Genomic DNA, 13042 nt, shown 5'->3' on the forward strand with positions numbered 1-13042 from the left:
TTGCGAACACAACGACAAGTGACAGACACCACGCCTTCCGGCCGCGCAACGCTCCTGCGCGAACTCGACAAGACGCCCGTATTCGACGTCGTCGTGATCGGCGGCGGCGCGAGCGGTCTCGGCACGGCCGTCGATGCGGCATCGCGCGGTTATCGGACCTTGCTGCTGGAGGCGCGCGACTTCGCCAAGGGCACGTCGAGCAAGGCGACGAAGCTCGTTCATGGCGGCGTGCGCTATCTCGCGCAAGGCAACATCCCGCTCGTTCGCGAGGCGCTGCACGAGCGCGGCCTGCTCGCGCGCAACGCGCCGCATCTCGTGCATGCGCTCGGCTTCGTCGTCCCGGCGTATCGCTTCGGCGACAAGCTGATCTACGGCGCGGGACTGAAGATGTACGACTGGCTCGCGGGCGCGTCGAACCTCGGCGCGAGCCGCAGCCTGAGCCTCGTGGAAACGCGCGCGAAATCGCCGATGCTCGCCGATTCCCTCGACGGTCACGCGCTGCGCGGCGGCACGCTCTATTGCGACGGCCAGTTCGACGACGCGCGTCTCGCCATCGCGCTGATGCGCACGCTGTTCGATCTCGGCGGGCTCGCGCTGAACAATGCGGCCGTGCGCGGCATCGGTTTCGATCGCGCGGCGGGACATCATCGCGTGTCGGTGACGGATGTCGAAACGGGCGATAGCTTCGACGTCGGCGCGCGCTGCCTTGTCAACGCGACAGGCGTCTGGGTCGATTCGATCCGCGCGATGGCCGAGCCCGGCGTGCGCCCGATCGTGGCGCCGAGCCAGGGCGTTCATCTGACGTTGCCGGGCCGCTTCCTGCAAAGCAACGACGCGATTCTCGTGCCGAAGACCAAAGATGGACGCGTGCTTTTCATGGTGCCGTGGCACGGCCACACGATCGTCGGCACGACGGATACGCCGCGTCAGGACCTGCCGCTCGACCCGCGCGCAAGCGACGAGGACATCGACTTCATTCTCGCGACGGCGTCGGATTATCTGTCTGTGAAGCCTTCGCGCGACGATGTACTGAGCGTATGGGCGGGCCTTCGTCCGCTCGTGAAGGCCGACTCGAACGCATCGACGGCGGCGCTCTCGCGCGAACATACGATCGAAATGAACGCGACGGGCATGATCACCGTGACGGGCGGCAAGTGGACGACGTATCGCCTGATGGCGCAGCAGGTCATCGATCTGGCCGTCGCGAAGCGTCTGTTGCCCGAGGCGCCTTGCCGCACGGCGTCGCTGCCGCTGCATGGCGCGACGGCGGAGCAGCGCGGCCATTATGGTTCCGATGCCGCCGCTATCGAACGTCTGCCCGGCGCGCATAACGTGCTGGTCAAGGCCAGCGGGCTGACCGAGGCGCAGACGCGCTTCGCGGTCCGGGCGGAACTCGCGCGCTGTGTCGAGGATGTGCTGGCGCGGCGCAATCGCGCGCTGTTTCTCGATGCCGCCGCCGCCCGCGACGCCGCGCCGGAAGTCGCCCGGATCATCGCGGAAGAGCTGGGGCGAAGCGCGCAGTGGCGAGCCGAAGAGGTCGCGCGTTTCGATGACTTCGCGCGAACCTGGATGCTGTCGTAGCGGCTCGATTTCCCCGGCGGGCGCGCGCGCGTCTCGGGGAAACGCCTAATGCCCGATTTAACCCGCCATTACCCTTTGCGCGCGCCGCTTCCTACACTTGTCTCACAAGGAGGAGGCGCTCATGTCGAAACTCATTCACACGATGATTCGCGTGCAGGATCTGCAACGCTCGCTCGATTTCTATCAGAAGGCTTTCAATCTCGGCGTTGCGCATCGGCTGGATTTCCCGGACTTCACGCTCGCCTATCTGCGCAACGATGAAACCCACGCCGAACTCGAACTCACCTGGAACAAGGGGCGCGCCGAGCCTTATACGCATGGCGACGGCTACGGCCATGTCGCGGTGAGCGTGCCGGACGTGAAGGCGGAGCGCGAGCGTCTCATCGGCCTGGGTCTTACGCCCAACGACGTGCGCGAGTTCAAGAACGACGACGGCTCGCTGATCGCGCGATATTTCTTCATTCAGGATCCGGACGGTTACAAGATCGAAGTGCTGGAGCGTCACGGGCATTACGAGTAACTACGGCGGCACAGCGGCATCACATACAAAAGTTGTTGCAGCACCCCACAAGGAGAGAGACATGCGAGACACGATCATTCCGATCGTCGCGCAGCGGCGCGCGCACGATGCTGGACATCATCACGATCACGATGAAATCGCCGCCGCCCCGCCGAAGATCGCACTGACACGACGCGAATTCCTGCGCGGCACCGGCGTGCTGGTCGGGACGATCGCCGCGACGTCGATTTTCGCGAGTCTCGCGCCGAGCCGCGTCTGGGCGCTCGAAATGCAGGGGCTCAGCACGCATCAGGGCGAGGTGCTCTTGCAAGTGACGCGGCAGATCTATCCGCACGCGACGCTCGATGACGCCGTCTACGCGCTCGTCGTCAAGGATCTCGATGCCAAGGCGAAAGCCGATCCCGCAGTGCGTCAACAACTCGCCGATGGCGTTGCGCAACTCGATGCGAAAGCCGGCTCCGACTGGACGAAGCGCGGCGCGAACGACAAGGCGCAGGACGTCGCCGCGCTCGCGGGCACGCCGTTCTTCAGCACGATTCGCAGCACGGCCGTGGTTTCCCTGTACAGCAACCCGCTGGCCTACGAGCACTTCGGCTATGGGGCGTCGAAGGGCGATGGCGGCTATCTCTATCAGGGCTTCAATAACCTGACGTGGCTGCCCGATCCGCCCGCGGCCGACAGCGGCCCGATTCCGAAAGACAGCTAACCCATTCGAGCGATCCGACGGAAAACGGAGACAGACATGTATACGGACAACAAGGTGCAGTTCAGACACAACGACGATCACGTCGTGGTGATCATCGGATCCGGGGCGGGTGGCGGGACGCTCGCCAACGAACTCGCGCAGAAGGGCGTCGACGTGGTCGTGCTCGAAGCGGGCGCGATGCACACGCAGGGTGATTTCGCGACGGAAGAGTGGAGCGCGTTCAAGCAGCTCTCGTGGCTCGACAATCGCACGACGTCGGGTAACTGGCGCGTCGCGAAGGACTTTCCGAACCTGCCCGCGTGGATCTGCAAGACGGTAGGCGGGACCACCGTTCACTGGGCGGGCGCGAGCCTGCGCATCCAGCCGCACGAGTTCAAGGCGAAGACAACCTACGGCGACGTGCAGGGCGCCAATCTGCTCGACTGGCCGGTCACGCGCGCGGAACTCGATCCTTACTATGACCGTGCCGAGAAGAAGATGGGCGTGACGCGCACGAACGGCAATCCGGGCCTGCCGGGCAACAACAACTTCAAGGTCATGTCGGCGGGCGCAACGAAACTCGGCTACAAGGAGTGCAACACCGGCCACATGGCGATCAACAGCACGGTGCGCGACGATCGCACGCACTGCTTCCAGCGCGGTTTCTGCTTTCAGGGCTGCCGCACGGGCGCGAAGTGGTCGACGCTCTACACCGAGCTGCCGCGCGCGCAGGCGACGGGCCGCATGGAACTGCGCCCGCAGTCGCATGTCGTCAAGATCGAGCATGATGCGCGCGGCAAGGCGACGGGCGTCGTCTACTATGACAAGGACGGCAAGCTGCAGCGGCAGAAGGCGCGCGTCGTCGCCGTGGCGGGCAATGCGATCGAGACGCCGCGCCTGTTGCTCAATTCGCAGTCGAGCAAATTCCCCGATGGCCTCGCGAACGGCTCGGGCCAGGTCGGCCGCAACTACATGCGGCACACCACAGGCTCGGTCTATGGCGTGTTCAACGACAAGGTCGAGATGTACAAGGGCACGACGATGGCCGGCATCATCGAGGACGAATCCGTGTTCGATCCGAAGCGCGGCTTCGCGGGCGGCTATCACCTGGAGACGCTTTCGCTCGGGCTGCCGTTCTACGCGGCGTTTCTCGATCCGGGCTCGTGGGGGCCGAACTTCGCGGCGGCGATGGATCAGTATCAGTACACGGCGGGCATGTGGATCGTCGGCGAGGACATGCCGCGCGAATCGAACCGCATCACGCTCAACACCGACGTGAAGGATCAGTACGGCCTGCCGGTGCCGAACGTCCACTTCGACGATCATCCGAACGACGAAGCGATGCGCGAGCACGCGTACAAGCAGGGCAGCGCGGTCTACGAAGCGGCGGGCGCGAAGGCGACGTATCTCGTGCCGCCGTATCCGTCGACGCACAATCTCGGCACGGCCCGCATGAGCGCGAAAGCCAGCGACGGCGTCTGCAATTCGCACGGCCAGACGCACGAAGTGGCGAACCTGTTCATCTCCGATGGCAGCCAGTTCACGACGGGCGCCGCGGAAAACCCGACGCTCACGATCGTCACGCTGGCGATCCGGCAGGCGGATTACATCGCCGGGCAAATGAAGCAGCGCAGGGTTTGACGCGATTGCCGGTCGACACGTAGCGGAGTAGCTTTTTCAGTTGGCCGTCGTGCGCGCGCGCGGCGGCCCGTTTTGTGGAGGCTTTCGTCATGTGTGGGGTGTATATCAACGCCGACCCTATCCTCTATGAATCGCGCACGCGTTCGCTGCGCATTCATGGCGTGATCACGACGGTCCGGCTCGAAAATCTGTTCTGGGACGTGCTACAGGAAATCGCCGGGCGCGAGAATCTGACGACGAGCCAGTTCGCCGTCAAGCTCTACGACGAACTGATCGCGTTGCGCGGCGAGGTGCCGACCAACTTTGCGTCGTTTCTGCGCGTGTGCTGTCTGCGCTATCTTTCGATGCGAGAGGCGAAGCAGAATGCGGAGAGCGAGGCGGCGGGGGCGGTTGCGTTGCGGGTTTTGAAAACCGGGTAGGGTTGGCGCGTTCGAACGCGGATGGGACGCTGCGTCGCTGCGCCCCTCACCGCTCCACCGCAACAATCGCCATCATCGGTCGCTCGACCTCTTCCGCCAGCGCGGGCATCGCGCCGACCTGCTCTTGCGTCGGTCCCCACTCGATCAACCGTCTGAGCGTAAAACCGCAATCGATGAGCATATTGACGAGCGTCCCCATCGTCCGATGCTGCTTCACGACGCCTTCCGCGAGCCAGTTCGTCACGCGCGCGCCTTCGTTCTGATAACCGTCGAGCGGCCAGATCTTGCGTCCATCGCGGTCCACTTCGAACGCGGGATTGCGCGGCGCCATATAAATCGGATGCTCGATCGAGAAAACGAGCCTGCCGCCCGGCACGAGCGCCCGATGAATCGCAAGCATCAGGCGCGACAGATTTTCTATGTAGTGAAACGCGAGCGAGCTATACACAAGCTCGAAACTCGAATCGGCCAATTCGATGCTTTCCAGATCGCCGAGCCGATACGCAACCGCCGGATGCGCACTCAACACTCCAGCCCGTTCGAGCATCTTCTCCGACACATCCACACCCGACACATGCGCCGCGCCATGTTCGGCCGCCCATCGGCAAAACCATCCATATCCGCATCCCAGATCGAGCACGCGGAGCCCGCGCATCTCCGGCAAGAGCGCGCGCAGCGCGGGCCATTCCGGCGCGCCATCGAGCCCGCGAATCGATCGATTCAGCCGGCTATAACCCGAAAAGAAGTCCGGGTCGTCGTAAATGTTCTGCGTCATGCGGGCAACTCCAGATAAACAGGGGTATCTGCGAATTTTGCGCGTTGCTGGCACGATTCCCCTCACGCTGCTAGATTACCGTGCAACAGAATCGTTGATCGAGAGACTACGATGGCTGACAAACCCGCTTCCCCCCGTTCGCCCCTTCCCGCGCTGATCCTGATCGCGGCTGTCGTCGTCGTGCTGGTCGCGGCCTTCGCCTACACGGGAGGCTGGCTCACGCCGAATCGCCTCACGCCGGCGAAGATCGTCGGCAGCCTTGCGCCGCCCGGCGGCGCGGTGCCGGGGTTCCGGCGCAATCACGCGAAGGGCATCTGCTTCACCGGCGATTTCGAATCGAACGGTTCGGGCGCGGCGCTCTCCAAAGCCAAAATGTTCATGCCGGGCACGTATCCCGTCACGGGCCGGTTCAATCTCGCGACGCCGGACCCGAAAGCATCCGACGCAATGGCCCGCGTGCGCGGCCTGAGCCTGCGCATCGTGATGCCCGATGCAAGCGAGTGGCGCTCCGCGATGATCGACGCTCCGTTCTTCCCCGTCGCGACGCCGCAGGCCTTCTACGACCTGCAGCGCGCGCTCGCGAACAAGAACGACCCTGAGTCGATGCAGAAGTTCGCCGCCGCGCATCCGGAGATCGGCGCGTTCGGCGCGTGGGCGGGCAGCGCGCCGTGGACGGCCTCGTATGCGGACGAGCGCTACAACAGCCTGAACAGCTTCGTCTTCACGAATGCCGAAGGACAGGATCAGACGGTGCGCTGGTCCTTCATTCCCGCCGCGAAGCCCGAGAACCTGACACCGGACGAACTGAAGCAGAAGGGCGCAAATGTCCTCGATGCCGAGATCACGCAGCGCGTCCAGAGCGCGCCGCAACGCTGGGCGATGGTCGTCACCGTCGCCAATCCCGGCGATCCCACCGCCGACCCGAGCAAGGCGTGGCCCGAAGACCGGCACACGGTGGAAGTGGGCACGCTCGTCGTCAAGGCGATCGAGCCCGAGCCCGACGGTGCGTGCCGCGACATCAACTTCGACCCGACCGTGCTGCCATCCGGTATGCGCGTGTCCGACGATCCCTTCCCCGCCGCGCGCTCGGCCGCGTATTCCGTATCGTTCAATCGACGCACCGCCGAGGACAAGGACTACCCGCACACGCCCGCGCAAGGAGCCAAGCCATGAACGCGATCAACGAGCGGTTCTCGCCGCTGCAACGCGCCCTGCACTGGATCATGGCGATATGCATTCTCGCGATGCTGTTCATCGGCGTGGGCATGGTGTCGACGGTGAAGCCGGACTATCTGACGCTCGTGTCCATCCACAAGCCGCTCGGCATCGCGATACTCGTGCTCGCGCTGATTCGTCTCGCGGTGCGGATCGCACGCGGTGCGCCGCCGCTGCCCGCGAACATGCCCGAGCCGATGAAGCTCGCCGCGCATCTCTCGCACTACGCTTTTTACGCGCTGATGATCGCGTTGCCGCTGCTCGGCTATGGGATGCTGTCGGCGGCGGACTATCCTGTCGTGATATGCGGCTGGCGCTTGCCGTCGCTTCTGCCTCATAGCAATTCATTGCACACGCTGCTCTGGAACGCGCATCGCTTTCTCGCGCTGTGCTTCTTCGCGTTGATCGTCGTGCATCTCGCGGCCGCGCTGTTTCATGCGCTCGTGCGCCGCGACGGCGTATTTCATGCGATGGCGCCGTGGAAGTAATCGCGCTGGCTCAAGGGCGCCGCTGCTGCACGACCTGAGCCAGCGCCCGCACGCCCGGCTCGATCAGCTCCGCGCGTATCGCTGAAAAGCCCATGCGAAAGCATCGCTGACCATCGGCGGGATCGGCGAAGAACACGCTGCCCGGTTCGATCAGCACGCCGAGCGCTTGCGCGTCTTTCGCGAGGCGCGTCGCGTCGAGCCACGGCGGACCTTCGACCCAGCACGATGCGCCGCCCGTCACCTTCGACGCACGCAACTCCGGCAGATGCGTGGCGAGCGCATCCATCAGCACTTCGGCGCGCTCCTTGTAGACGCGCCCGAGCTTGCGCAACAGCGTGTCGTGATGACCGAGCGCGAGAAAGGTCGCGAAGGCGCGCTGAATGTAGGCGGCCGGATGCCGGATCATCAAGCGGCGCAGCGCGCGCAATTCGCGTATCAATGTGCGCGGCGCGACGATATACCCGAGCCGCAAACCCGGCGCGAGCGTCTTCGACAACGAACCGATATACACGACGCGCTCCGCCGTATCGAGGCTCTTCAACGCCGGATGCGGCGTGCCGGAGAACGTGTTCTCGCTCTCGTAGTCATCCTCGATGACGATGAAATCGTGTTTCACCGAAAGATCCAGCAGCCTGCGCCGCCGCTCGATCGGCATCGTCACAGTCGTGGGGCATTGATGGCTCGGCGTGACATACACGTAATCGCACTGGGCGACCACGCTTTCATCGTCGATGACCACGCCGTCATCATCGACCTCCAGCGGCACGATCTGCGCGTTGTGATGCTGGAAGATATTGCGCGCATCGGGATAGCCGGGGTTCTCCATGCCGACTTTCGTTTGCGTCGCGCAAAGCAGATCGCCCATCAGATACAGCGCCTGCTGACAGCCGTTCGTGACGACGATCTCGTCGGGCATCGCGAACACGCCGCGACGCGGCAGCACGCGCGTGCGAATCTGTTCGACGAGCGTCTCGTCGTCGCGTTCGATCAGATCGGGCGCCCAGTTGCGAATCTCCATCACCGACAGTCCGTGCATGCAGCTCTCGCGCCAGTCGCTCGTCGGAAAGAGTTCGGTATCGAATTGCCCGTAAATGAAGGGATATTCGTAGCTCTGCCAGTTCGACGGCTTGACGATATTGCGCTGATGCGAGGGCGCATGTCTGATGCGCGCGCTCCAGTCGGGATGACCTTGCTGTGCGTCGATGGCCGTCGTGTCTGCGACGCCCGTCGCGGTGAAGCCGCGCTGCAATTCATCGGTCGCGGGATTCACGAAATGGCCGCTGCGTTCGCGCGACACGAGATAGCCTTCTTCGACGAGTTGCTGATACGCGAGCACGACGGTATTGCGCGACACGTTGAGCTGATCGGCGAGTTCGCGGCTCGAAGGCAACGCGGAATCGGGCGCGATATGACCGCTCAGGATCGCATTGACGATCATCTGACGGATCTGGTTCTGCAGGCTCATCCCCGAGACCCGCGAACGTTCGAAAAGCTGCGCCCAAAGCGTGGCGGCTGGGCGGGTGGGCATGCATGTCTCCTGCGAAATGTTCTGGTGATATCCAGATATTACGTGCGGCTTGCACCGCTTGCCAGTACAACAAAAAGCCGCCGCGCCGATGGTCCGGCGCAGCGGCTGTCGATGTTCATGCGAGAACGGTCAGCCCACGGAAAACGCCATCTCGCGCCGCTGCCTCAACCCGACCCATGCCGCCGACAGTGCGCTGATGATGCCCGCCGCGAGGCAGTATCCCGCGATCATCCACGGATCGCCGCCATTGCGCTGCAAGAGCCAGGTCGCGACGATCGGGCTGATGCCGCTCGCGAAGATGCCCGAGAACTGATACACGAACGATATGCCCGAATAGCGCACCTTCGCATCGAAGAGTTCGGAGAAGAGCGCGGCTTCCGGACCATAGATCGATGCATACACGACGCCCAGCGGAATCACGACCGCGAGCCACGCGAGCATCGTGTTGCCGCCGCTGTTCTTCATCAGCCAGAAACCGAAGAACGCGGATAGTCCCGTCGCGAGCGAGCCCCAGAAGTAGATGCGCGCACGTCCGACACGATCCGATAGCCGCCCGAAGAACGGAATCGTGAAGATCATCACGAACGCGGCGACCATCACGCCGAGCAGCGCATCGGTGCGTTGCAGATGCAGCGTCCCCGTGAGATACGAAATCGAGAACACGCCGAACACGTTGAAGAACACGCCGTCGATGAAACGTGCGCCCATGCCCGCGATCGTGTTGCCCGGATACTTCGAGATCACTTCGAGGATAGGCATGCGCACTTCGCTGCCCGTCTTCTGGATGCGCGCGAATTCCGGCGTTTCCATCACGTTCAGGCGGATATACATGCCGATGACCACGAGCGCGAACGACAGGAAGAACGCGACACGCCAGCCCCATGCCAGGAACTGCGCATCGGTCAGCGTAAGCGACAGGCCCGCGACGACACCCGACGACAGACACAGCCCGAGCGCGAGGCCGATCTGCGGAATGCTCGCGTAAAAGCCGCGCTTGTTCTCGGGCGCGTATTCGAAGGCCATCAACACCGCGCCGCCCCATTCGCCGCCGAGACCGATGCCTTGCAGCACGCGCAGAAACAGCAGGAGCGAGGGCGCCCAGATGCCGATCTGCGCATAGGTCGGCACCATGCCGATCAACACCGTCGCGACGCCCATGATGGTCAGCGTCATCACGAGCATGCTCTTTCTGCCGACGCGGTCACCGAAATGGCCGAAGATCACGCCGCCCAATGGCCGGCTCAGAAAGCCTACGGCGAAGGTCCCGTAGGCGAGCATCGTCGAGATGAGCGGATCGCTGTTCGGGAAATACAGCTTGTTGAAGACGATGCCGGCGACCACGCCGTATAGGAAAAAATCGTACCACTCGATCGTCGCGCCGATCAGGCTGGCGACGACGACCTTTCTCATCTGCTTGCCATCGGTTCGGGGCAGTGCGTTCATGGTTGTCTCCTGATGTGTGTGAGACTTGTGCTCAGTCTCTCTGGCCTGCGTGGGCCACGGGTTTTTCCACAACTGCTTCGGGTGCGTCTTCCACGCGCGCGACGTGCTGATAGCGCCGGTCTTCGAGAATCATGTCGGCGGCTTTCTCCGCGATCATGATGACGGGAGCGTTCGTGTTGCCCGATACCAGCTCCGGCATGATCGACGCATCGACCACGCGCAGGCGTCCGATGCCGCGCAGCTTCAGGCGTTCGTCGACGACCGCGAGCGCGTCGCTGCCCATCTTGCAGGTGCCCGCCGGGTGATAGATCGACTGACTGAACTTGCGCGCGACATCGAGCAGCTCGGCATCCGTCTGATACTGCGAACCGGGAATGAACTCCGACACGATGTGCTTCGCGAGCGACGGCGCGGCGGCGATGCGGCGCGCCACCTTGATGCCGCCGATCACGACGGGATGATCGCGTTCGTCGGAAAGATAGTTCGCGTGAATCGCCGGATAGTTCAGCGGATCGTTCGAGCGGATCTCGACGCTGCCGCGGCTGTGCGGCCGCAACTGACACACCGACGACGTGAACGCCGAGAACGGATGCGCGCCCTGGCCGGGTTTGTCGGCGGAAAGGGGCTGCATGTGAAACTGGATGTCGGGACGCGCGACGTCCGGCGACGAGCGCGTGAAGATCGCGACCTGACTCGCCGCGAGCGTGAGCGGCCCGGTGCGCGATAGCGCGTATTGCAGGCCGATCAGCGCCTTCTTCAGCGGATTGTTGACCTCGTCGTTGAGCGTGCGCTCGCGCGTCTTGAAGACGAGCCGCACTTGCAGATGATCCTGGAGATTGCGGCCGACGCCGGGCAGCTCGTGCCTGACCTGCACGCCCGCATTGTTCAGCACGCTCGCGGGACCGATGCCCGAGTTCTGCAGAATTTGCGGCGAGCCGATTGCGCCGGCCGCGAGAATCACTTCGACGCGCGCACGGACCGTCTTCACGACGCCTTCATGCACGTATTCGATGCCCGTCGCTTCCTTGCCGTTGAACAGCACCTTGCGGGTCTGCGCACGCGTCTGCACGATGAGATTGCGGCGATCGCGCACCGGCTTGAGAAAGCCCTTCGCGGTGCTCCAGCGAAGACCCTTATAAGCAGTCTGCTGAAAATAGCCGACGCCTTCCTGCGTCGCGCCGTTGTAGTCCGTGTTGAACGGGATGCCGATCTCCTGCGCCGCCGCGATGAAGTGATCCGCGATCGGGCGACGCAAACGCAGGTCCGATACCTTCAATGGGCCGCCCGCGCCGTGATATTCGCTCGCGCCATGCTCCTGATCTTCCGACTTCTTGAAGTAGGGCAGCACGTCCCTATAACTCCATCCCGCGTTGCCGAGTTCGGCCCAGCGGTCGTAGTCCTCGCGCTGGCCGCGCACATAGAGCAGCCCGTTGAGCGAACTGGAGCCGCCGAGCACTTTGCCGCGCGGCCAGTCGATGCTGCGTCCGGCGACGGCATCGTCCGCTTCGGTGCGATAACACCAGTCGAGCTCGGGATCGTGCATCGTCTTGAAGTAGCCGACGGGGATATGAATCCACGGGCTCGTGTCGGGGCCGCCCGCTTCGAGCAACATGACGACGTTGGACGGGTCGGCGCTCAGACGGTTGGCCAGCACGCAACCCGCTGAGCCCGCACCGACGATGACGTAATCGACTTCCTGCTGCATGACACCTGTCTCCTGAAGTCTTCTTTTGGAACGAATCGTTTCGTTTGCGTTTCGTTCAATGTGGAAGAAGCGGGCAAGGAAGCCAAGAGAAAAGCGCGGAAGCTCGCGAAAGTGAAACGGAAAATGCGAAATCCGATTCAGAATCAGGAGGGCGATTCGGGTTGTCCCTGAGATTGATTCGCCATCCGAAATATCGATGTTGCGGCGCGTCAGAAGGTCGCCGTGAGATCGGCGGCGGCTTCCTGCAATCGCGGCACGAAGGTCAGCGCGCGCGACAACGCCATGCGCGACACCGGACCATGCACGGCGATGGCCGCGATGCATTTGCCGCGCGAATCGAACACCGGCACGGCGACGCACGCGATGCCCAGCACGAACTCTTCGTTATCGACGGCGATGCCCTTGTGCGCGATGCGATCCAGTTCCGCTTCGAGCAGGTTCGGATCGTCGAGGGTATTGGGCGTGAAGCGTTCGAGCCGCATCGCGCGGATGAGCGCGGCGCGTTCGTCGCGCGGCATCGTCGAAAGAAGCAGTTTGCCGCTCGCGCTGCAATGCGCGGGCACGTGCGAGCCGGGCTTGAGTTCGAGCCGCAGCGCCCACGGCGATTCGCAGCGATCGAGATAGAGCACCTGCGTGTCGTGCAGTGTGCTCAGGTTGCAGGTCTCGCCGAGATCGGCGACGAGACGCTCCAGAATCGCGTGGCGCTGACGCCTGGCGCCGCTGTGCATCATCACGTCGACGCCGAGCCGTTCGAGGCGCGGGCCGATCACATACGCATTCTTTTGTCCCGGCTCACGTGCGACGAAGCCGCCCGCTTCGAGCGATTGCAACATGCGATGCAGCGAAGCCTTCGGCTGCCCGATGATGTTCGCGAGTTCCGCGAGCGACAGCGCGCCCTTCGCCGCGACGAGATGTTCGAGCACGCTGAACGCGCGCAGCGTAGGCGTGTCCGTGCGCGCGGCGTGGTCGATGAGCGCCGCGCTTTCCGTCGATTCAGGTTGAACGAAGGCTTCGGTATCGGCTCGCGTATCCATGATGCGCA

12 protein-coding genes are annotated in these 13042 nt (G+C 63.7%); 7 read left to right on the forward strand and 5 right to left on the reverse strand.

Annotated elements, in window-relative coordinates; all coding sequences use genetic code 11:
• The first annotated feature begins 18 nt into the window (after nt 1-18).
• The 5 genes from QCE73_RS19260 (at nt 19) to QCE73_RS19280 (ending at nt 4846) form a co-directional block, all read left to right on the forward strand.
• Nucleotides 19-1581: a glycerol-3-phosphate dehydrogenase/oxidase gene (locus tag QCE73_RS19260; RefSeq protein ID WP_309883079.1), complete on the forward strand. Its 1563-nt coding sequence runs from the start codon at nt 19-21 to the stop codon at nt 1579-1581.
• A gap of 121 nt (nt 1582-1702) precedes the next feature.
• Nucleotides 1703-2101 (forward strand): VOC family protein, encoded by a 399-nt coding sequence (locus QCE73_RS19265; protein ID WP_035500273.1) that lies wholly within the window; start codon nt 1703-1705, stop codon nt 2099-2101.
• Between the two features lie 61 nt (nt 2102-2162).
• Complete coding sequence (locus QCE73_RS19270) at nt 2163-2807, forward strand: twin-arginine translocation signal domain-containing protein (protein WP_309883081.1); 645 nt, start codon at nt 2163-2165, stop codon at nt 2805-2807.
• Between the two features lie 36 nt (nt 2808-2843).
• Nucleotides 2844-4427 (forward strand): GMC family oxidoreductase, encoded by a 1584-nt coding sequence (locus QCE73_RS19275; protein WP_309883082.1) that lies wholly within the window; start codon nt 2844-2846, stop codon nt 4425-4427.
• 89 nt (nt 4428-4516) lie between these two features.
• Nucleotides 4517-4846: a ribbon-helix-helix domain-containing protein gene (locus QCE73_RS19280; RefSeq protein WP_035500266.1), complete on the forward strand. Its 330-nt coding sequence runs from the start codon at nt 4517-4519 to the stop codon at nt 4844-4846.
• Between the two features lie 46 nt (nt 4847-4892).
• Here QCE73_RS19280 and QCE73_RS19285 read toward each other — a convergent pair whose 3' ends face one another.
• A complete protein-coding gene (locus QCE73_RS19285; RefSeq protein WP_309883085.1) occupies nt 4893-5621 on the reverse strand; it encodes a class I SAM-dependent methyltransferase in 729 nt (242 codons plus the stop codon).
• A 111-nt stretch (nt 5622-5732) separates the two neighbouring features.
• Between QCE73_RS19285 and QCE73_RS19290 the strand changes: the two genes are divergently transcribed.
• Nucleotides 5733-6794, forward strand: coding sequence for a catalase family peroxidase (locus QCE73_RS19290; RefSeq protein WP_309883087.1), 1062 nt, complete (start codon nt 5733-5735; stop codon nt 6792-6794).
• Nucleotides 6791-7324, forward strand: coding sequence for a cytochrome b (locus QCE73_RS19295; protein ID WP_309883089.1), 534 nt, complete (start codon nt 6791-6793; stop codon nt 7322-7324). The genes QCE73_RS19290 and QCE73_RS19295 overlap by 4 nt, the downstream gene beginning before the upstream one ends.
• Nucleotides 7325-7334: 10 nt before the next feature.
• Here the strand turns inward: QCE73_RS19295 and QCE73_RS19300 are convergent, their stop codons facing one another.
• From QCE73_RS19300 to QCE73_RS19315, 4 genes are all read right to left on the reverse strand, one after another.
• A complete protein-coding gene (locus tag QCE73_RS19300) occupies nt 7335-8852 on the reverse strand; it encodes a PLP-dependent aminotransferase family protein (RefSeq protein WP_309883091.1) in 1518 nt (505 codons plus the stop codon).
• Between the two features lie 129 nt (nt 8853-8981).
• Nucleotides 8982-10295, reverse strand: coding sequence for an MFS transporter (locus QCE73_RS19305; protein WP_035500259.1), 1314 nt, complete (start codon nt 10293-10295; stop codon nt 8982-8984).
• Between the two features lie 31 nt (nt 10296-10326).
• The gene (locus QCE73_RS19310) at nt 10327-12000 is read right to left on the reverse strand and encodes a choline dehydrogenase (RefSeq protein ID WP_309883092.1); all 1674 of its coding nucleotides are present in this window, start codon (nt 11998-12000) and stop codon (nt 10327-10329) included.
• 209 nt (nt 12001-12209) lie between these two features.
• Nucleotides 12210-13034: an IclR family transcriptional regulator gene (locus QCE73_RS19315; protein WP_250486411.1), complete on the reverse strand. Its 825-nt coding sequence runs from the start codon at nt 13032-13034 to the stop codon at nt 12210-12212.
• Nucleotides 13035-13042: the final 8 nt, after the last annotated feature.

It is taken from the genome of Caballeronia sp. LZ029 (assembly GCF_031451275.1).
GTDB lineage: Bacteria > Pseudomonadota > Gammaproteobacteria > Burkholderiales > Burkholderiaceae > Caballeronia > Caballeronia jiangsuensis.